Origin of the sequence: Agrobacterium salinitolerans (assembly GCF_002008225.1) — a bacterium.
GTDB lineage: Bacteria > Pseudomonadota > Alphaproteobacteria > Rhizobiales > Rhizobiaceae > Agrobacterium > Agrobacterium salinitolerans.
This window is the reverse complement of record NZ_MRDH01000027.1, coordinates 169,188-188,602: the sequence shown is the minus strand read 5'-3', so window position 1 is coordinate 188,602 and position 19,415 is coordinate 169,188. Positions and strand designations below refer to the sequence as shown.

16 protein-coding genes are annotated in these 19,415 nt (G+C 60.6%); 11 read left to right on the top strand and 5 right to left on the bottom strand.

From position 1 onward, the window contains the following. Positions 1 to 95: 95 nt before the first annotated feature. Both BS627_RS19220 and BS627_RS19215 read left to right on the top strand, forming a co-directional pair. Positions 96 to 2,444: a Wzz/FepE/Etk N-terminal domain-containing protein gene (locus BS627_RS19220; protein ID WP_165691319.1), complete on the top strand. Its 2,349-nt coding sequence runs from the start codon at positions 96 to 98 to the stop codon at positions 2,442 to 2,444. 129 nt (positions 2,445 to 2,573) lie between these two features. Next, positions 2,574 to 3,518: a 2-hydroxyacid dehydrogenase gene (locus BS627_RS19215; RefSeq protein WP_077984774.1), complete on the top strand. Its 945-nt coding sequence runs from the start codon at positions 2,574 to 2,576 to the stop codon at positions 3,516 to 3,518. 21 nt (positions 3,519 to 3,539) lie between these two features. Here BS627_RS19215 and BS627_RS19210 read toward each other — a convergent pair whose 3' ends face one another. After that, positions 3,540 to 6,515 carry a PAS domain-containing protein gene (locus BS627_RS19210; RefSeq protein WP_077984773.1) on the bottom strand — a complete coding sequence of 992 codons (2,976 nt, stop codon included), beginning with the start codon at positions 6,513 to 6,515 and terminating at the stop codon, positions 3,540 to 3,542. Positions 6,516 to 6,879: 364 nt separating this feature from the next. Between BS627_RS19210 and BS627_RS19205 the strand changes: the two genes are divergently transcribed. From BS627_RS19205 to BS627_RS19195, 3 genes are all read left to right on the top strand, one after another. Further along, the gene (locus BS627_RS19205) at positions 6,880 to 7,875 is read left to right on the top strand and encodes an ABC transporter substrate-binding protein (RefSeq protein WP_077984772.1); all 996 of its coding nucleotides are present in this window, start codon (positions 6,880 to 6,882) and stop codon (positions 7,873 to 7,875) included. 221 nt (positions 7,876 to 8,096) lie between these two features. Continuing rightward, positions 8,097 to 8,984, top strand: a complete 888-nt coding sequence (locus tag BS627_RS19200) for an ABC transporter permease (protein ID WP_077984771.1) — start codon at positions 8,097 to 8,099, stop codon at positions 8,982 to 8,984. Further along, positions 8,977 to 10,038 carry a quaternary amine ABC transporter ATP-binding protein gene (locus tag BS627_RS19195; protein WP_077984854.1) on the top strand — a complete coding sequence of 354 codons (1,062 nt, stop codon included), beginning with the start codon at positions 8,977 to 8,979 and terminating at the stop codon, positions 10,036 to 10,038. The genes BS627_RS19200 and BS627_RS19195 overlap by 8 nt, the downstream gene beginning before the upstream one ends. On the opposite strand, the gene BS627_RS19190 is transcribed toward BS627_RS19195, so the two are convergent. Further along, positions 10,035 to 11,273: a TIGR03862 family flavoprotein gene (locus BS627_RS19190; RefSeq protein WP_077984770.1), complete on the bottom strand. Its 1,239-nt coding sequence runs from the start codon at positions 11,271 to 11,273 to the stop codon at positions 10,035 to 10,037. The two genes, BS627_RS19195 and BS627_RS19190, sit on opposite strands and share 4 nt — an antisense overlap. A 53-nt stretch (positions 11,274 to 11,326) precedes the next feature. Here BS627_RS19190 and BS627_RS19185 point away from each other — a divergent pair, with 53 nt between their 5' ends. The 3 genes from BS627_RS19185 to BS627_RS19175 all read left to right on the top strand — a co-directional run bounded on the left by BS627_RS19185 (position 11,327) and on the right by BS627_RS19175 (position 13,355). Continuing rightward, the gene (locus BS627_RS19185) at positions 11,327 to 11,914 is read left to right on the top strand and encodes an IMPACT family protein (protein ID WP_077984769.1); all 588 of its coding nucleotides are present in this window, start codon (positions 11,327 to 11,329) and stop codon (positions 11,912 to 11,914) included. A 138-nt stretch (positions 11,915 to 12,052) separates the two neighbouring features. Further along, complete coding sequence (locus tag BS627_RS19180) at positions 12,053 to 12,721, top strand: pseudouridine synthase (protein WP_077984768.1); 669 nt, start codon at positions 12,053 to 12,055, stop codon at positions 12,719 to 12,721. A 7-nt stretch (positions 12,722 to 12,728) separates the two neighbouring features. After that, complete coding sequence (locus tag BS627_RS19175; protein ID WP_077984767.1) at positions 12,729 to 13,355, top strand: class I SAM-dependent methyltransferase; 627 nt, start codon at positions 12,729 to 12,731, stop codon at positions 13,353 to 13,355. On the opposite strand, the gene BS627_RS19170 is transcribed toward BS627_RS19175, so the two are convergent. Further along, positions 13,356 to 13,541: a hypothetical protein gene (locus BS627_RS19170; protein WP_077984766.1), complete on the bottom strand. Its 186-nt coding sequence runs from the start codon at positions 13,539 to 13,541 to the stop codon at positions 13,356 to 13,358. Positions 13,542 to 13,726: 185 nt separating this feature from the next. On the opposite strand from BS627_RS19170, the gene BS627_RS19165 reads away from it, so the two are divergent. Continuing rightward, positions 13,727 to 14,953 (top strand): PQQ-dependent sugar dehydrogenase, encoded by a 1,227-nt coding sequence (locus BS627_RS19165; protein ID WP_077984765.1) that lies wholly within the window; start codon positions 13,727 to 13,729, stop codon positions 14,951 to 14,953. A gap of 104 nt (positions 14,954 to 15,057) precedes the next feature. Further along, entirely contained in the window at positions 15,058 to 16,074 is a 1,017-nt protein-coding gene (locus BS627_RS19160; protein ID WP_077984764.1) for a DNA topoisomerase IB, read from the top strand. Positions 16,075 to 16,078: 4 nt separating this feature from the next. Here the strand turns inward: BS627_RS19160 and BS627_RS19155 are convergent, their stop codons facing one another. Continuing rightward, positions 16,079 to 16,801, bottom strand: a complete 723-nt coding sequence (locus tag BS627_RS19155) for a response regulator transcription factor (protein ID WP_077984763.1) — start codon at positions 16,799 to 16,801, stop codon at positions 16,079 to 16,081. A gap of 1 nt (position 16,802) precedes the next feature. Next, positions 16,803 to 18,038, bottom strand: a complete 1,236-nt coding sequence (locus tag BS627_RS19150; RefSeq protein ID WP_077984762.1) for a GAF domain-containing sensor histidine kinase — start codon at positions 18,036 to 18,038, stop codon at positions 16,803 to 16,805. Between the two features lie 303 nt (positions 18,039 to 18,341). On the opposite strand from BS627_RS19150, the gene BS627_RS19145 reads away from it, so the two are divergent. Next, positions 18,342 to 19,358 (top strand): ABC transporter substrate-binding protein, encoded by a 1,017-nt coding sequence (locus BS627_RS19145; protein ID WP_077984853.1) that lies wholly within the window; start codon positions 18,342 to 18,344, stop codon positions 19,356 to 19,358. Positions 19,359 to 19,415: the final 57 nt, after the last annotated feature.

Genomic DNA, 19,415 nt, shown 5'->3' with positions numbered 1-19,415 from the left:
CCGCCGGGGAGGCGGCCGGCGCACCAATAACGGGAGGCGGGAAGGCGAGTTTGCTCGGCTTCCCGCGTACCATTTTTAGTTCACAAGGTAGGTCCATGCACCACAAGACCTTTAAATCCAATATCGGTTTTCCGGAATCCGGCAAGGATTCCGACACGTTCATCGACCTCGACCGCCTGTGGGCCGCCGTGGTGCGCCGCGCCAATGTCATTGCCGCCTCCGTCATCGCCGCCGTGGTTCTGGCCGGCCTCTACCTGGTGCTTGCGACCCCCGTTTACACCGCGATGACGCAGGTGCTCCTGGATGAAAGCCTTTCCCGCTATGCGGAAGAGGAATCACCGGTGCCCGCAGCCCAGATCGTCGACAACCGCATCGCCAGCGCCGTGGAAATTCTGAAATCCAAGGAAATGGCGCTGACCGTAGTCGACAAGGCCAAGCTCGATGAGAACGACACCATCGTCAATCCGCCGATGTCGCCGGTCCAGCTCGTCAAATCCTCCGTGCGCGGCATTCTCGATCTCGTCCTGCCGGGCGATCCGCCGGTTTCCGAAGCCGCAATCCGCGCCGGACGCCGCGAGAAGGCCGCCGCGGTGCTGCAGCAGTCGCTGACGGTGGAACGTGTCGGCCGCAGCTCGGTCATCGCCATCTCCACCCGCTCGACCGACCGCCAGCTTGCAGCGCAGATCGCCAAGACCTATGCACAGGCCTATCTTACCGAACAGCTTAACGCCAATTTCGACGCCAGCGAGCGCGCTTCGGTATGGTTGCAGGAACGCATGACCGACCTCAACCAGCGCGCCCAGGCCGCTGAACTGGCGGTGCAGAAATTCAAGTCGGACAACAACATCGTCTCCTCGCGCGGCGAACTGATGTCGGAAAGCCAGCTTGCCGACCTCAACGGCCAGCTGATTGCCGCGCAGGCGGATGCCGCGACGGCCTCCGCCCGTTACAACCAGTATAAGTCGATCATCGACCGTGGACCGGAAACGGCGGTCGATAACGCCGTTGTCTCGGCCCGCGATACCGACAATTCGGTCATTCAGGATCTGCGAAAGCGCTACATCACCATCTCTGACCGACAGCGGGGTATCATCCAGCAATTCGGCGCCGACCATCCGCAGGCGACCGCGCTTGAGGCCGAGAAGAAAGAAGTATCGCAGCAGATCTTCCAGGAATTGCAGCAGCTCACCGGCAGCTTCAAGAACGAATATGACGTCGCCAATTCCCGCGTGCAGTCGTTGCGCGACAATATCGACCGGGTGGCGGGCCGCAATTCGCAAGCCAATATCACCATGGTCCAGCTGCGCGAACTCGAGCAGCGGGCAACCGCTCTGCGCACCCTCTACCAGTCCTATCTCGGTCGCTTCGAGGAGGCTTCCCAGAAGCAGTCGCTGCCCATCGCCAAGGCGCGCATCATTTCCGAAGCGGGCCTGCCGACTTCGCCTTCCAGCCCGAAAAAGACCATGACCATGGCGCTTTCGGTCGTTCTCGGCCTGATGCTGGGCGGCGGCATTGCAGCGCTTCTCGAATTCCGGGATCGCTTTTTCCACACCGGCAACGATGTACGCGACAATCTGCGCATGCGCTTTCTCGGTTACCTTCCCTTTATCGGGGAAAGGGGCGTGGAAAACGCCAAGACCGGCGACAGCGCCGCCACCCCCGGCGGCGAGAACGCCACGCTTGATGACAGCGGCCAGGTCTCGTTCCAGAAGATGCTGCGCCTTGCCGTCGATAGCCCGCGTTCCAGCTTTGCGGAAACGCTCCGCAATGTGAAGCTGACGGCGGACGTCGTCATTCAGGAGCGGCCCTGCCGGGTCATCGGCGTCATTTCCTGCCTGCCGAACGAGGGCAAGTCTGTCGTGGCGCTCAATCTCGCCGGGCTGATCGCCTCCACCGGCAAACGAACGCTTGTCGTGGATGCAGATATCCGCAATCCCGGCCTCAGCCGCATGCTGACCACACGGCAATCCGCCGGTCTGGTGGAAGTGGTGCTCGATGAAATCCCGTGGACGCAGGCGGTGAAGGTGGATACGCGCACGAAAATGGGCATCCTGCCGGTTTCCACCAGCAACCAGTTCGCCCATTCGAGCGAGCTGCTCTCCTCCCCCGGCATGCGCAAATTCATCGAATCTGCCCGGGAGGCCTGCGATTACATCATCGTCGACCTCGCGCCCGTCGTCCCCGTCATCGACGCCAAGGCCTTTGCGCCGCAGGTGGACGGTTTCGTCTTCGTGACCGAATGGGGCAAGACACCGATCCAGATGGTGCAGAACCTGATGGCCAACGAACCGCAGATCGCCAACAAGACGCTTGGCATCGTGCTCAACAAGACCGACATGACGGAATTGCAGCGTTATGCCGGCCCCGGCGGTTCGGAGCATTATCACGAGAAATTCGCGGCCTATTACGGCGATGCAAAGCCGCCGGTGAAGGAAGACGCGTAATGGTGAAACGGTCCGGTGAAAACCGGGCCGTTTCATTCCGTTGACGATTCGAACGACTAACCCATGGTATTGTCAGCCGAAATTGCGCATTGATGGCGCGAAGCTAAAATCGCAAGCAGGATCAGTCTCATGCCATCACCCATAGCCTTTGTTTCGCGGATGAATGCGGAAACGGAGACCGTCTGGAAGCAGGCGCTGCGCGCCGCCATGCCGGAAGAGAACATTCTTTCCTTTTCCGAACTGAGCGCGGAACAGAAAGACCAGGTGGATTTCGCCATCGTCGCCAATCCGGATCCTGCCGATATCGCGGCGCTTCCGGGCCTTAAATGGATCCACAGCCTGTGGGCAGGTGTCGAGCGGCTGGTGCTGGAACTGGGCGAAAAGGCTCCTCCCATCGTTCGGCTGAAAGATCCTGAGCTTTCGCGTGTGATGGCCGAAGCCGTGCTGGCATGGACCTATTATCTGCAACGCGATATGCCCGCCTATCGCGAAAACCAAAAAAAGGCGCTCTGGCAGGAGCTGGATTACCGCCACCCCGGCGAAACGACCATCGGTCTCCTCGGCCTCGGGGCGCTCGGCACGGCTGCGGCGGAGCGCCTCACCCATGCCGGATTCAACGTCGCTGGCTGGAGCCGTTCGGCCAAGACGGTCGATGGCGTGGAAACGCTGTCCGGCGATGACGGGCTGCAGGCATTGCTGGAAAAGAGCGACATTCTCGTCTGCCTCGTGCCGCTTACCGATGCGACGCGCGGTCTTTTGAACGCCGAGCGTCTCGCCGCAATGAAGCAGGGCGGGGCACTCATCAATTTCGCCCGCGGCGCAGTGATAGTCGCAGATGACCTGATTGCAGCGCTCGATTCCGGCAGGCTTTCGCACGCCGTTCTCGATGTCTTCGAGCAGGAGCCCTTGCCCGCTGCTTCCGCCTTCTGGCAACACCCCAAAGTGACCGTCCTGCCGCATATTTCCGCGCCGACAAGCCGGGAAAGTTCGGCCCGCATCGTGGCCGGCAATGTGCGCACATGGCGCGAGACCGGCGGGCTGCCGGAAACGGTCGACATGGCCCGCGGTTATTGAGCCGGCAAAGCGGCGACCAGCCTATTGCGTCGCCGCGCTCTTTGCCGTGTGGGCCTGTTTGACGGCCGCGACAATCTGCTGTTCGTCATAGGGCTTGGTCAGGAGAACCGCGCTTGCCGGCGCTCCTTCCGGCAAATGGCTATCCCCCGTCGCAAAAACAATGGCAAGCCCTGGCTTTCGGCGCAGGGCCTCCACCGCCAGTTCGCCGCCCTTCATGTCCGGCAGGCCGATATCGGTGATGAGAACGTCGACCTGATCCGCTTCAATAACCTTTAGCGCCTGCGCCGCATTTCCGGCCTCGACGACGGCAAAGCCGCTCTCTGACAGCATCTCCATCGAATTCATCCGTATCAGCTCGTCATCCTCGACCAGAAGAACGCGTATAGACCGGCTTTTATTTTCGACCGCCCTGACCGGCTCGGAAGGTTTCGAAGAATCCTGCGCAGACGTCGGCTGCGCTCTCGACAACGACACCTGTTTGCGGTTGGCGATGACGTGGCGAATGCGCCGCGCCAGCGCTTCCCGCGTATAGGGTTTGGAGAGAAGCTCCACCCCGGCATCCAGCTTGCCGCCGTGCACGATGGAATTTTCCGTATAACCCGAGGTGAAGAGAACGGCGAGATTGGGCAGCCGTTCCTGCGCGCGGCGCGCCATTTCCCGGCTTTTCAACGGTCCGGGCATTACCACATCGGTGAAGATGACATCGATTGGAATGCCGCTTTCCACCACGGTCAAACCGGCCTGCGCATCACGGGCGGTGAGCACGCGGTAGCCGAGATCGCCCAATGTTTCGACAACGGTGTTGCGCACTTCCTCGTCATCTTCCACCACAAGAATTGTTTCGGTTCCGCCCTCCACGGGACCGTTCGGCGTCACAACTTCCCTGTCCTCATCGGCGGCGGAGCGGGGCAGATACATCTTCACCGTCGTGCCCTGCCCCACCTCGCTATAGATGTTGACATGGCCGCTGGACTGCTTCGCAAAACCATAAACCATCGAAAGCCCCAGCCCGGTGCCCTTGCCTTCCGGTTTGGTCGAAAAAAACGGCTCGAAGACCTTTTCGAGAATCTCCGGCGACATGCCCGACCCCGTATCGGTGACCGCGAGCATCACATATTGCCCCGCCGAGACTTCCGAGTGCTTGCGGGCATAATCGCGGTCGAGAACCGCATTTCCGACCTCAATGGTCAGCTTGCCCTGCCCTTCCATGGCGTCGCGCGCATTGATGGCCAGATTGAGAAGAGCGTTCTCCACCTGGTTGGGGTCGGCATAGGTGTTCCACAGACCGCCCGAGGTGATGACTTCCACCTCGATCGCTTCGCCAAGCGAGCGGCGAAGCAGATCGTCCATGCCGGTCACGAAACGGGCAATATTGATGACACGCGGCTCCAATGCCTGCCTGCGGCCGAAGGCCAGAAGCTGGCTGGCCAGTTTTGCGCCGCGATGGACACCGGCAAGCGCATTTTCCAGCCGCCGCTCCGCACGTTCATTGCCGATCACATCCTTGGAGAGCAATTGCAGATTGCCGGCGATCACTTGAAGAAGATTATTGAAATCATGCGCCACACCGCCGGTGAGTTGGCCGATGGACTCCATCTTCTGCGCCTGCTGCAATGCCTTTTCGGCCTGGCGGCGCTCCGCTATTTCCGCCTCGACACGCGCCTCTAGGCTTTCGTTCAATTGGCGAAGCTGCTCTTCCGCACGGATGCGGTGGCGAATTTCACGCTCGAGATTGCTCGCATGTTCCTTGAGGGTATTTTCGGCCTGCCGCTGTTCGGTGACATCCGTATGGACGCCGACCCATTCGGCGATCGCACCGGCCTTGTCGAAAATCGGCACGCCACGGATCGCAAACGTGCGGTAGACGCCGTCGTGGCGGCGCACCCTATGCTCCCAGATATAGGTCGACTTTTCGGCGACCGCTTTGTTCCAGCTGTCGACAGACCCCTGCCTGTCCTCGGGATGGACCGCGTCCGCCCAGCCAAAACCCCGATACTCTTCCGGAGTCTGGCCCGTCAAAGCGCTCCAGGCGGGTTGCTCACCCAGCATCTTTCCTTCGGCGCTATTGGTCCACAGCACACCGTGAACGGCGTCCACCGCGGCGCGGAAGCGATTGTTGCTGATGAGGATTTCCCGCTCCGAGCGCTTGCGATCCTCGATATCGATGATCAGCACATAAATGCCGTCGATGGAGCCGTCGGCGATGTAACGTGGAACATAACGGATTTCGGCGGCGCGCGCCGTGCCGTCGGGTCTGCTGATCACGGTATCCGAAACGATCTTCTCACCGCTAAGTGCGCGGTCGAGATAGGCCCTGCGGGCCTCGAAAAAAGCCTCGCCGACGATTTCGGGAACGCTGCGGCCTATCACCTCGTCGGCGCGGCGGCCAAACCATTCCAGATAGCCGTCATTGGCGAATTTATAAACATAATCACGGTCGACATATCCGACCAGAATGGGCAGGGCATTGGTAAGCCGGCTCAGCTCCTTGCGGCTCTGCTCCAGCGCCTCCAGGGCCTTCACCTTGTCGGTATTTTCAAGCACGGTGCATAAAACGCCGTCCACCGTGCCGCCTTCATTGTAGATCGGCGTGTAGAACAGATCGAAGATCACCTCTTCCGGCACGCCATGCCGCTTCAGCGTCATCGGCTGGTCGCGATAGGCCATGACCTCGCCGCGAAAACCGGCTTCTAGAATGCGGCTGTTCCAGTCCCATATTTCCGGCCAGATGCCGGGCACCGTTCCCCCCAGCGCCTGCGGGTGATAATTGCCGGCGATCTCCGCATAGCCGTCATTATAGATCATCACATGATCCCTGCCCCACATCAGCACCTGCGGAATAGGGGAATTGACGACGGAGTTGGCTTTTTGCCTCAGATTTTGCGGCCAGTCGCAAATAGGACCGAGCGATGTCTTCGACCAGTCGAAGCGGCGCACAAGCTCACCCGTTTCACCGCCGCCGATCGGCCATACCGGGGCAGCACGAAGATTGGTCATTCAACATCACCACAAATCGAGAGGAAATCTCCCGTAATATATGACGAGAGAAAAGTCCACGAAAACAGAAACTTCCGCTGATTGTTCCAGAAGTTTTTTCAAAAAATCGAAAAAGTTCCACGGTGCCGGAAATTTCCTGTCGCATCCGCTAAAGAGCATGAAAATTCAGGGCCTTCGCACCGGAAAATTTACTCATATCCCCCCGGGGAAAGCGGGTAGTCTGAGAATTGGCATCCTCAATACGCCAGAAATTGCCGCAAACGGAATGGCCACAAAGAAATTATTAAGCCTCAATAAGAGTGCTGGCGGTCGCGGTGTCGTCAGCACCCGGGTCTTCGCCACACCGCGACCAGAGGGAACAAAAATGAAAATACTTTTGGGTGCCACAATTCTTTCAGCCGGCTTCGCCTTTTCGGGGGCCGCCTATGCCGCCGACTGCGGAAACGTGACGATTGCCAGCATGAACTGGCAATCCGCCGAAGTCGCCGCCAGCCTCGATAAATTCATTCTTGACAACGGCTATGGTTGTTCCGCCGAAATCGTGACAGGCGACACTGTGCCGACATTGACCTCCATGGCCGAAAAAGGCCAGCCGGATATCGCCCCGGAAGCCTGGGTCAGCCTGCAGCCGGAAATCGTCAAGCGCGGCCTGGAAGGCGGCAAGGTCGTCGCAGCAGCCAAGATCCTTTCGGACGGCGCGGTCCAGGGCTGGTGGATTCCGAAATATGTCGCCGACGCCAATCCGGATCTCAAGACCATTCCCGACCTCTTCAAGCACCCTGAACTGTTCCCCGCGCCGGAAGACAAGTCCAAGGGCGCCGTGTTCAACGGTCCGCAGGGTTGGGGCGGCACGGTTGTCACCGCACAGCTTTTCAAGGCTTTCGGTGGTGAAAAAGCCGGTTTCACCCTCGTCGACACCGGCTCGGCCGCAGGTCTCGATGGCTCCATCGCCAAGGCGTATGAAGCCAAGCAGCCATGGGTCGGTTATTATTGGGCGCCCACTTCGCTGCTCGGCAAATACGAGATGGTGAAGCTCGGCTTCGGCACCGACTATGATGCCGCCGAATGGAAGCGCTGCACCTCGGTTGCCGATTGCGCCGACCCGAAGCCGAACGCATGGCAGGTGGATGACGTACAGACACTTGTCAGCAAGGACTTTGCCGACCGCGCCGGCCCAGCCATGGACTATCTGAACAAGCGCGCCTGGACCAACGACACCGTCAACAAGCTGATCGCCTGGATGACCGACAACCAGGCGACCGGTGAAGACGGTGCCAAGCACTTCCTGAAGGAAAACGAAGCACTGTGGACAGGCTGGGTATCTCCCGATGTCGCGGAAAAGGTCAAGGCCGCCCTTTAAAAGCTGGTTCCTGCATATCTGCCTGGGAAACGGCGTCCGCCAGCGGCGACGCCGCACCCGCATCGGCTCTGGAACGCCTTCCGGCTTTCCGGTGACGATGCGTTGGCTCAACAGAGCGTTCCGCCCTTTCGTTCTGATGGACGCGCGGCGCTCTTGCGATTTTACTCCCGGAGCGCGGAGGATATCGATCCCCGCCTCCGGTTCGTCATGGAGAACAGGATATGGAATGGCTTTTCAAATTTCCGACCATGAATGACGATGCTCTGCGCGCGCTGAAAAAAATCATCGACGAAGGTTTCCGGGGCTTCACCCGAACCTATGGCGGCGCGATAGAGGGGCTCTTCACTCCCCTCCAGAGCTTTCTCATCTGGGCGGAAAGGCTTTTGATCGGAACCCCCTGGCCGATCGTTATTCTTATTGTCGGCGTGCTTGCGTGGTTCGGCAGCCGCAGCGCCACCATTGTTTCGCTATGTTGCGGCATTCTTTTCGCCATCGGCTGGTTCGGCATGTGGGAAGACACGATGAAGACGGTCTCGATGATCTTCGTCTGCGCCGTGCTGTCCATCATTGTCGGCCTGCCGATCGGTATCGCCATGGCGCGCTCCAACCGCCTGCAGAGCGTGGTCAATCCCATTCTCGACGTCATGCAGACGATGCCGAGTTTCGTCTATCTCATTCCCGTCGTCATGCTGCTCGGCATCGGCCGCGTGCCGGGCGTCATAGCCGTTGTTATCTACGCCATTCCGCCGATGATCCGGCTCACCAATCTCGGCATCCGCATGGTCGACAGCGATGTGCTGGAAGCAGCGGACGCCTTCGGTTCTTCGAAGCGCCAGAAGCTTTTCAAGGTGCAGCTGCCGCTCGCACTGCCCACCATCATGGCCGGCATCAACCAGACAATCATGATGGCGCTCGCCATGGTCGTCATTGCCTCCATGATCGGCGTGCAGGGTCTTGGCCAGCCGGTGCTGAAGGCAATCGCCAACCAGTATTTCACGCTCGGCGTGTTCAACGGGCTTGCCATTGTCGGCATCGCCATCATCTTCGACCGCATCAGCCAGGCCTATGGCCTTCGCCTGCAAAAACACCGGGAAGTGGCGCATGGCTAGTCAATCGATCGAAATTCGCAGCCTTTACAAGATTTTCGGGCCCAAGGCGGCCGACTATGTCGAACCCGTCAAGGCCGGCATGTCCAAGGCGGATCTCAACGCCAAACATGGTCATGTGCTCGGCCTGCGCGATATCAACATCACCATGCCGGGCGGACAGATCACCGTCATCATGGGCCTTTCCGGCTCGGGCAAGTCGACATTGATCCGCCACGTCAACCGGCTGATCGACCCGACCGCCGGTGAAATCCTCTATGGCGGCACCGATGTCTGTCGCCTCAACGAAGCGGACCTTCTGGAGTTTCGTCGCCACAAGACGGCGATGGTGTTCCAGAAATTCGGGCTGCTCCCACACCGCAACGTGCTGCAGAATGTCGTCTACGGTCTCGAGGTGCAGGGCGTCGACAAGCGCGAGCGGGAGGAAAGGGCGGAAGTCTGGATCAGGCGCGTGGGGCTGGAAGGCTTCTCCAGCCACTATCCGAACCAGCTTTCGGGCGGCATGCAGCAGCGTGTGGGCCTTGCGCGCGCGTTGACCAACAATGCCGAAATCCTTTTGATGGACGAAGCCTATTCGGCACTCGATCCATTGATCCGCGTCGACATGCAGACGGTGCTGCTGGAATTGCAGAAGGAACTGAAAAAGACCGTCGTCTTCATCACCCACGATCTCGACGAGGCGCTGCGGCTTGGAGACAAGATCGCCATCCTGCGCGACGGCGAGATCATCCAGCAGGGCACCGCCGCCGAAATCGTCATGTCGCCTGCCGACAGCTATATCGAAGCCTTCGTCGAAGAGGTCAATCGCGGCCGGGTCATCCGCCTCGGCGCCGTCGTTCAGCCGGAATTTTCCGGCCAGTCGCGGCTTCAGCTCGATGCGGGCATGACGGTCGAAGAGGGTTTGCGTGCGCTCGTCCGCGAAAATGTCAGCAGCGCCACGGTCGTCGGTGAAGACGGCAAGGCGCTCGGCGCCGTCACCACCGATGCCATCATGCGCTGCCTCGTCAGAACCGCTTCCGGCGAAGATGCAGGCATGGCGGAACGGCTGTCAGGCTAAGTTTCGAGCCACGCGGCCATGCCCTTTGCAGCGGCCTTCCCGGTGGCGAAACAGGCGGTCAAGAGATAACCGCCGGTCGGCGCTTCCCAGTCCAGCATTTCCCCGGCAGCAAATATGCCGGGGAGCATTTCCAGCATGTAGTTCCCATCGAGACCGTTCCACGCCACGCCGCCGGCCGATGAAATCGCCTCGGCAATCGGTCTCGGCCGCAAGAGCGGTATTTCGGCATGTTTTATTCTCGCGGCGACGAACTCATCCGGCATGGCGGCGATGTCGGGAAAAATTTCCCGCAGAAGCCCGACTTTCACCGCCGATAAGCCGGCCGTCTTGCGCATGCGGTTTGCAAAACTCTCCTTCCGCCCGAGCTTCGCCAGATCGCGGCTGAGGCGTTCCACCGTACGTCCGGGCGCAAGATCGGTTGCGAGGGACACTTTGCCCGCCTCTTCCAGCCGGTCGCGCAGCGCAGCGGAATGGGCGTAGATAACGCTGCCCTCAATACCATGCTTCGTGATGACGAATTCGCCCTGGAAGGCCCCTGCCGGCGAAATGGTGATCGTGGATTTCACCGCTTCACCCGCAAAACGCGTGCGGAAGACATCGCTCCAGTCCACGTCAAAACCGCAATTGGCGGGGCGGAACGGGGAAAGCGCCACGCCTTTCTCCGCCAGCGCCGGAACCCATGCGGCATCGGAGCCGAGACGCGGCCAGCTTGCGCCGCCGAGCGCCAGAAGAACGGCATCGGCCTTGATGGTGATCTCGCCCTCCGGTGTCGCGAAAACCAGGTGCTTGCCGGAAAAACCCGTCCAGCGATGCCGCGTCCTGATCGTCACCCCCTGCGCCTCCAGCCGGGCGAGCCATGCCCGCAGCAGCGGCGAGGCCTTCATGACGGTCGGAAACACCCGGCCCGAAGTGCCAACGAAAGTTTCCTGCCCCAGCCCCTGCGCCCAGTCGCGCAGCCTATCCGGTGTAAAATCATCGAGAGCGGCACGCAGCCTCGGTTCCGCATCGCCGAACCGGTGACAAAAGCTGTCGTAGTCTTCGGCATGGGTGATGTTGAGGCCGGATTTTCCGGCCATCAGCAATTTACGCGCCACGGTCGGCATCGCCTCGAACACCGCCACGGCATGGCCTGCGGCCGAAAGCATCTCGGCCGCCATCAGCCCCGCCGGTCCGCCGCCGATAATCGCGACCTGCCTCGCCTTTGCCAAAACCCTCTCCATCGCCATCTTCGCCATTCCGAGCCTTATACCGATTTCCGCATGCGAATATATGCGATATTGAAACGCCCATGTTCACGCTCGACCGACCCGTCACCTTTTCGCAGGATATCAAGAAAAGCCGCTTCATCGCCTTTGCCACGCCGGTGACGGGTGAAGAGGATGCGAAGAACTTTCTTGCGGCGCATTCCGATCCGGATGCGAACCATAATTGCTGGGCATGGCGAAGCGGCCAGGCCTATCGTTTCAGCGATGACGGCGAACCCTCGGGAACGGCCGGAAAACCGGTCCTTCAGGCCATCGACGGCCAGACACTCGATAATGTCGCCGTTCTCGTCATCCGCTGGTTCGGCGGCATTCTCCTTGGCAGCGGCGGCCTGATGCGCGCTTATGGCGGCACCGCGGCTGCCTGCCTGCGACTTGGCGAGACGTCACCGGTCATCGCCTATGTCATTGCGACGCTCAGCTGCCCTTTCTCCGATCTGGCGCTGGTGAAATCGCGCCTCTCCGCCACACCGAACCTGCGTCTGGAAAGGGAAGATTTTACCGGCGCCGGCGCGGATATGCTACTCTCGGTTCCGACGGAAGAAGCCGAACGGCTTACCCGTCTTCTCAGCGACCTGACCAGCGGGCGGGTCAATCTCCATATTCCCGACTAGAGTTTTCGCTTTTCTTCGAATCGCGAAAACACTCTAACTCTTTGTTTTGGCGCATTTCCGGACGGAAAACCGGGTTCCACTTTTCCTGGGAATGCTCTCGCGCCTGTCCGAATGCGCAATTCGTGCTAAGGAAGCGACATGTCATCCAAGCTTTCCAACCCCGTCTATCATCCGCCGCTCGACCCCTGGCTCACCATCGTGCACCGCGACGACGATCTTCTGGTGCTCGACAAGCCAAGCGGGCTTCTCTCCGTGCCGGGGCGCGATCCGGCGCTTTCGGACAGCCTGATGTCGCGTGTGCAGAAACAGTTCCCGAAAGCGCTGATGATCAACCGGCTCGACAAGGACACATCGGGTATCGTGCTGATGTCCCTGAACCGCAAGGCGCATGCGGCGATTGCGTCGCAGTTTGAAAATCGCCAGACGCGCAAATCCTATGTGGCCATTGTCTGGGGAGATGTCGCGGGCGAAGAGGGCGAGGTGGATTTGCCGCTGGCCATCGATCCCGAAAACAAGCCCCGTCACCGGGTCGACCAAGAAAACGGCAAACCGGCGCAGAGCCTTTGGCGGGTGCTGGAGCGACTGCCGCTTCCCGCAACCAGACTGGCGCTGACCCCGCTTACCGGCCGCACCCACCAATTGCGGGTGCATATGAAGGCGCTCGGCCATCCGATCCTCGGTGACGAATTTTATGCCGAAGGCGAAGCGCTCGCCGCCGCGCCGCGCCTGATGCTGCATGCGCAGGAGGTCGGGTTCCGCCATCCCGATGGCCGTGACGTCACCTATATCGTACCCTGCCCGTTCTGAGGTCCAGATGAAGGAACAAAACGAAAGCTTCGTGGTGGATTTTGTCGGCGGCGCGGTCGGGCACCGTTTCCGCTCCGGCGAAGGGCGCGGGCAGGCCCTGCCGAAAGCCGCCGGTTTCACCAAAGGCCGCATGCCAAAAATCGTCGATGCCACGGCCGGGCTCGGGCGGGATGCCTTTCTGCTTGCCTCACTCGGCGCGGAAGTGACCCTCATCGAACGCTCGCCGGACATGCATGCTCACCTCGCCGATGGCATTCGCCGCGCGCTGGAGGCGGGCGGCGCCTATGCCGAGGCGGCGGCGCGCATGACGCTGCTTCACGGAGATTCACGCCAGTTGCTGAAAGAGCTTTCACCGGAGGTGGTGATCGTCGACCCCATGCATCCGCCGCGCCACAACACGGCGTTGGTGAAAAAGGAGATGCGGGTGCTGAGGGAACTGGTTGGCTCCGACCCGGACCAGGTGGAGCTGATGGAGGTTGCACTGGAGAATGCAACGAAGCGGGTGGTTCTGAAATGGCCGCTCCGCGCCGATCCGATGCCGGGCATTCGCAAGCCTTCGCATCAGATAACGGGCAAGAATACCCGCTATGATGTCTTCATGATCTTCGGAAAATCTATCGACCGGCAAGAATGATCAGCGAAAGCTCGGCTTGCGCTGCGCATTCATCAGAAGCTCGTGCCGCGAAGCAAATTCGCCGAACAGCTTTCTGAGCCGGGTTTCCTCGGCCTTGTCCAGCCGGTAACGCCGGCAGAATTCCGCGACGTTGAGGATCGGCTTGGCTCTGTTCCCGTCTACGGTCTTGTTGTCGATGATCTGCATGGCGCCCTCCGTGTAACAAAGAGGAAAACGTGACCGCAGGCCGGCGGTTCCTTATGAATTCGCATGGATGAGAAAAGAGCGTGCCGTCTGCACACGCAATGATCAAGTTTTCTTGAAACTATCGCAGGAAACGAAATGCTCCCCAAATGGTTCTCGACCAGACGTAAACGATGGAAGGGAGACCCATGTTCCACAACAACCGATTTCTGAGTTCGACGATCCTGTGCGCGCTGCTCACCATGCCGCTTGCCGGGATTGCGCAGGCCCAGGCCCCGGCTGCCGAAACGAAACGGCCGAACGCGCCGGATCAGAAACCGGCTTTTGAGGGGCAGACCCGCGCGCCGCAGGCCGCCGCGCAGCCAAGCGTTGAAAAAACCGTGATCGCTGACGGCCTGCCGCATCTCTGGTCGATGGAGTTTCTGCCAGATGGCCGCATGATCGTCGCGGCCAAGGAAGGCGCCATGCATATCGTCGCCGACGGCAAGGCCGGCCCGGCGATAGAAGGTGTACCGGAGGTGGCGTCCGACGGACAGGGCGGACTTCTCGACATCGCGCTGGCTCCCGATTTCGAAACATCGCGCACGATCTTCTTCTCCTTCTCCGAACCGCGCGATGGCGGCAATGGCACGTCGGTAGCCTCGGCAAAACTGGCCGAGGAAAGCGGCGCGGCAAAGCTGGACGATGTATCGGTTATTTTCCGTCAGATGCCGACCTACGACGGCGACAAGCATTTCGGCTCCCGCCTCGTTTTCGGGCCAAACAGCGAGCTTTATGTCACTGTCGGAGAACGTTCTGACGCAAAGCCGCGCGTGCAGGCGCAGGACCTGTCGAGCGGGCTTGGCAAGGTCTTCCGCATCGATACAAAGGGCAAGGCCTTTGAAGGCAATCCCTTCGCCAGCCAACAGAACGCCCTGCCCGAAATCTGGAGCTATGGCCACCGCAACCTGCAGGCGGCAGCGCTGGACGGAGAAGGCAGGCTCTGGACCGTGGAACACGGCCCGCGCGGCGGCGATGAGCTGAACATGCCGAAAGCCGGCCTGAACTACGGCTGGCCGGTCATCACCTATGGCGTCGAATATAGCGGAAGGTCGGTTGGCGAAGGCGTTACCGCAAAAGAAGGCATGGAGCAGCCGGCTTATTATTGGGACCCGGTCATCGGCCCCTCCGGCATGGCCTATTATGACGGCGACCAGATCCCCGAATGGAAGGGCGCTTTCATCGTCGGCGGTCTGGTAAGCCAGGGTCTCGTCATCCTGCATATCGATGGCGACAGGGTCGCGACCGAAAGCCGGTTGCCGCTGGAGGCGCGCATTCGCGACGTGAAGGTCGGGCCGGATGGCGCGATCTATGCCGTGACCGAAGAGCGCGGCGGAGGGAACTCGCAGATTCTGCGGATCGCCAAGGCCGGCTGATTAAAAAGACCGGCTGAGAAAACTCACGATTGGAGCGACAGGCCGCCGGAACGAAGGCGGCCTGTTTTTCGTTTGCCGCAGCGTGAAACCTGCCGGGAAAAACAATGCCACAACCGCCAACCCGCCTTCTTGCCAAAATCGGACTTGCCTATGTCAACGATCAGGAGCCGGGCATTGCCCGGGAGAAACGCGGGCGCGGTTTCTGTTACCGCCTGCCGGGCGGCGAGCTTCTCTCCGACAGCGTCGAACTGAAGCGCATCAAGGCGCTCGGCGTGCCGCCCGCCTATAGGGACGTCTGGATATGCATCGACCCCGCCGGCCATCTGCAGGCTACGGGCTTCGATTCCCGGGGACGAAAACAATATCGCTATCATCCCGACTGGCACGCGTTCCGGGGCGAGACGAAATTTTTCCAGCTCAAAAGCTTCGGCAAGGCGCTGCCTGCCATCCGCCGCCGCGCCATCGCCGATATAGAAAAACAGGACCACGGGCAGGAAATGACGCTTGCAGCGCTCACACTGCTGCTCGATGCCGCCTATCTGCGCGTCGGCAACCGCTCCTATCTCGAAACCAACGGCACCTATGGCGCAACGACGCTGCTCAAGCGGCACGTCTCCTTCGGTGAAACTATCGAGTTGCGATTTGCCGCCAAGGGCGGGCAGAAGGTAAAACGGCAATTGCGCCACCCGCGCCTTCAGAAAATCCTCGAGGAGATCTCCGACCTGCCCGGCAAGGAACTCTTCGTCTGGCAGGATAGCGAAAACCGGGTGCATTCCGTCGATTCCAGCGACCTCAACGCCTATCTTTCGCGCATTGGCGGTCAGGGCATTTCGGCCAAGACCTTCCGTACCTGGGGCGGAACACTGGCAGCCTTCTGCAACGCGATGGAGCACGTCGCAGCGGGTGAGAAACCGAGCATAAAGGGCATGTGTCAGGCGGCCGCATCAGAGCTTTCCAACACGCCCGCCATCTGCCGCAAGAGCTATGTGCACCCTGCCGTTCTCGACATTGCGACAGAAGAAAAAGCCCGGAAAAAACTCGGGCGCATCCTGAAGGTCGGTGCAAAACCCGTTTCCGGCCTCAGGGCCGATGAAAGGCGGCTGCTGGCCTTTCTTCCCTAAGCGGTCAACGGCTAGCAGCCCATTCCGCCAGTTCCCGTTCGGCTCTTTCCAGCGCGCTGTAATTCAACAGCTTACGCAGGAAAGCGACGGTAACCGCACGGGTGCGGAGATTATATCGCCCCTCCGCCTCGTCGTCGCCGGCCGCCTGATGCACGTTCAGCTTCTCGTAGAGGCTTTGCAGCCGGTTCTGCACGCTGCGCAGCGACAGGTTGCGACGGCGGGCAATCGCCTTGTCGGTGAGGCCGAGCGCGACATCGATCAGGATTTCATATTCGGAATCGGTGAAGCCATGGGCCTTGCCCAGGCTCTTTTCCTGCAGGCCGCGTACCTCCCGGTCGATCACGCATTGCGCCTCGATGAAGATGCTGCGCAGCGCCAGCCGCAGGCGGTCATCGGAGGCCGATTTCAGTACGTAGCCATAGGCGGCGCCTTCCGGCACGATGCGGGAAACACCGCGCACATAGGCCTCGTCGGAATAGTTGGACCAGAACAGGATGCGGGTATCCGGCCTTTCCTTCCAGATGGTGCGCGCCGCCTCGATGCCGTTGCGCTCGTTCATCTGCAAATCCATGACGATATGGGCGGCCCGGTTTTCCCGCGCAAGCTTCTCGCCGGTCCTGCCGTTCGCCGCTTCCACCACATTGTCGCATTCCGGCAGCGCGGCGCGCACCGCTTCGTTCAAATAGGCGCGGTGCAGCGCATCGTCCTCGACGATCAGCACGTCCATGTCATACATCCTCCCGGTGATCGAAAGCACCTTCCGGCAGGGTCACGGTGATGCATGTGCCCGCCCCGTTGCGGTTGCCGCCAATATCGAATTTCGCCGAAATCAGCCGCGCCCGCGTCTTCATATTGCCGATGCCGAGGCCGCCGGAAGCCGCGCCGTCACCGCCGCCATTGCCATCATCGCTCACCGTCACCCTCAGCCCGCCATCGACGGCGGTGAGGTTCACGGCAATGGTTTCCGGCTGGGCATGGCGAATGGCGTTATTGACCGCCTCCTGCACGATGCGGAACAGCGAGATGGCCACCGTCTTGTCGAGCCTCTCCACCAGCCCGTCCGTCTCATCCATGACCGACCACTCTATAACCGAGCCGCTATCGCGCACGGAGCGGTCCACATAGGTCTCGATCGCCTCAACGACACCGAACAATTGCAGGATCGAGGGTTTTGCCTCCTCGATGATCTCGCGCAGGTCCTGCATGCAATGCTGCAGGCTGCGCACCACCGGTTCCAGCATCTCGCCGGAAACATCGGGCGAATGGCTCATCCGCTCGATGCGCCGCGCCAGCCGCGTCAAATCCGCCAGCGTCTGGTCGTGCAGATCCATGCCGATACGCTGTCGTTCGGCCTCCAGTGCCTCCGTCAATTGCAGCGCCCCCAGCCGCAGGCCCTCTTCGCGAGCATTGGCGCGCGCCTCCTCGATGGCGGAGCGTTTGGCCTGCTCGGCGGCGCGGATGGCGTAAAAATAAGGGGCCAGCAAATCCGCGACGGCGCGGGCATTCGCCACATCCTCCATCGTATAGGCGTCCGACTGGTGGGAGGAGCAACTCAGCGCGCCGATAATGTCGCCATGCACCTTCATCGGTACATGCAGCCGGCTATGCAGGTTAAGTTCGATGATCGGGCTCGAAAACGACCCTTCGAAATGAAAGCGCGGATCGGAGCAGGCATCGCCGCTCAAGAGGTATTCCACCTCGCCTGACAGCAGTGTCCGGATCGGGCTGCCGGTCAGAAGGGCGGGCGGCTGCCGGCTCCAGGCGCTGACGAGGCCGCTCTCATAAGCGATGTGATATTTGTCATCCAGCTGCTTGATGCAGACATCCATATGGTCATGCGGAATGATATGGCCGATCTCGGTGGCGACCGCCTGGATGATGGCGTTGAATTCGAGCTGCCCGGCAAGCAGCCGCGAAATGCCCATATAATGATGAAAAAGAGCGCTTTTCGGCGTATCCAGCATGTGCGGACGCCCTCCCAAGCGCCTGCCTTCGACCATCGCGGCGAATTCAATCCTTTGGGCGCCGCACCGTTCATTCTGCGCCCGGCGGCGGCGTTTCGTCCTGCGGGTTCCCGCATGCTTTCTGCGGAAACCCGCAGGAAGATTGCCGTGATCCGCCTATACAAGCCAAATCTTCTTGGTCATTCTCGCTTTTACTGGGGAAAGGAGCTCCAGTGCAAAGGAATTCCGCCTGCCGCCGAGGAGATTTGCGGTGTTGCGAGAATTCCGGGCTCGAAAAGGGCAAGCCACGAGGGAGGAAATCAAATGGCTTTCAGGAAGATGCTTATGGCATCGGCCGCTGTCGCATGCGCAGCTTTGCCGATCACCGCTCATGCCGATACGTCGGCCAAAAAAATCGCGCTTTCAAACAATTATGCCGGCAATTCCTGGCGTCAGGCGATGCTGACGAGCTGGGACAAGATCACCAAGCAGGCGGTTGCCGACAAGCAGGTCGCCGCCGCTGACGCCTTCACCACAGCCGAAAACCAGGCGACCGAACAGGCCGCGCAGATCCAGAACCTCATTCTCCAGGGTTACGACGCCATCGTCATCAATGCCGCTTCGCCCACCGCCCTTAACGGCGCGGTAAAGGAAGCCTGTGATGCCGGCATCACCGTCGTATCCTTCGACGGCATCGTCACCGAACCCTGCGCATGGCGCATCGCCGTCGATTTCAAGGCGATGGGCGCAAGCCAGATCGACTATCTCGCCAAGGCCATGCCGAAGGGTGGAAACCTGCTCGAAATTCGCGGCCTCGCCGGCGTTTCGGTCGATGACGAAATCCATGCCGGCATCGTCGACGCCGTCGCCAAGAACCCGCAGTTCAAGATCGTCGGTTCGGTCAACGGCGACTGGGCGCAGGATGTTGCCCAGCGCGCCGTCGCCGGCATTCTGCCGAGCCTTCCCGAAATCGCCGCTGTCGTCACGCAGGGCGGTGACGGTTACGGTGCGGCACAGGCTTTCGCCGCCGCCAAGCGTCCAACCCCCACCATCGTCATGGGCAACCGCGAAGACGAGCTGCAATGGTGGAAACAGCAGAAGGATGCCAGCGGCTACGAAACCATGTCCGTTTCCATCGCCCCTGGTGTTTCGACGCTGGCTTTCTGGGTGGCGCAGCAGATTCTTGACGGCAAGGATGTGAAGAAGGACCTGACGGTTCCGTTCCTGCGCATCGACCAGGCCAATCTTGAGGAGAACCTCAAGAACACCCAGAAGGGTGGCGTGGCGAATGTGGAATATTCGCTTGAGGATGCCCAGAAGGTGATTTCGTCGACAAAATAAGTCGCGCATTCACAAACTTCTCCTGCGGCGCTTTAAAAAGAAGCGCCGCAGCGACCT

Excerpts from the sequence above, each read along its gene's own strand:
- BS627_RS19220 (WP_165691319.1), top strand. The coding sequence starts at position 96 with ATGCACCACAAGACCTTTAAATCCAATATCGGTTTTCCGGAATCCGGC.
- BS627_RS19215 (WP_077984774.1), top strand. The coding sequence starts at position 2,574 with ATGCCATCACCCATAGCCTTTGTTTCGCGGATGAATGCGGAAACGGAG.
- BS627_RS19180 (WP_077984768.1), top strand. The coding sequence starts at position 12,053 with ATGTCATCCAAGCTTTCCAACCCCGTCTATCATCCGCCGCTCGACCCC.
- BS627_RS19200 (WP_077984771.1), top strand. The coding sequence starts at position 8,097 with ATGGAATGGCTTTTCAAATTTCCGACCATGAATGACGATGCTCTGCGC.
- BS627_RS19195 (WP_077984854.1), top strand. The coding sequence starts at position 8,977 with ATGGCTAGTCAATCGATCGAAATTCGCAGCCTTTACAAGATTTTCGGG.
- BS627_RS19190 (WP_077984770.1), bottom strand. The coding sequence starts at position 11,273 with ATGGCGAAGATGGCGATGGAGAGGGTTTTGGCAAAGGCGAGGCAGGTC.
- BS627_RS19145 (WP_077984853.1), top strand. The coding sequence starts at position 18,342 with ATGGCTTTCAGGAAGATGCTTATGGCATCGGCCGCTGTCGCATGCGCA.
- BS627_RS19170 (WP_077984766.1), bottom strand. The coding sequence starts at position 13,541 with ATGCAGATCATCGACAACAAGACCGTAGACGGGAACAGAGCCAAGCCG.
- BS627_RS19185 (WP_077984769.1), top strand. The coding sequence starts at position 11,327 with ATGTTCACGCTCGACCGACCCGTCACCTTTTCGCAGGATATCAAGAAA.
- BS627_RS19160 (WP_077984764.1), top strand. The coding sequence starts at position 15,058 with ATGCCACAACCGCCAACCCGCCTTCTTGCCAAAATCGGACTTGCCTAT.
- BS627_RS19155 (WP_077984763.1), bottom strand. The coding sequence starts at position 16,801 with ATGGACGTGCTGATCGTCGAGGACGATGCGCTGCACCGCGCCTATTTG.
- BS627_RS19205 (WP_077984772.1), top strand. The coding sequence starts at position 6,880 with ATGAAAATACTTTTGGGTGCCACAATTCTTTCAGCCGGCTTCGCCTTT.
- BS627_RS19150 (WP_077984762.1), bottom strand. The coding sequence starts at position 18,038 with ATGCTGGATACGCCGAAAAGCGCTCTTTTTCATCATTATATGGGCATT.
- BS627_RS19210 (WP_077984773.1), bottom strand. The coding sequence starts at position 6,515 with ATGACCAATCTTCGTGCTGCCCCGGTATGGCCGATCGGCGGCGGTGAA.
- BS627_RS19175 (WP_077984767.1), top strand. The coding sequence starts at position 12,729 with ATGAAGGAACAAAACGAAAGCTTCGTGGTGGATTTTGTCGGCGGCGCG.
- BS627_RS19165 (WP_077984765.1), top strand. The coding sequence starts at position 13,727 with ATGTTCCACAACAACCGATTTCTGAGTTCGACGATCCTGTGCGCGCTG.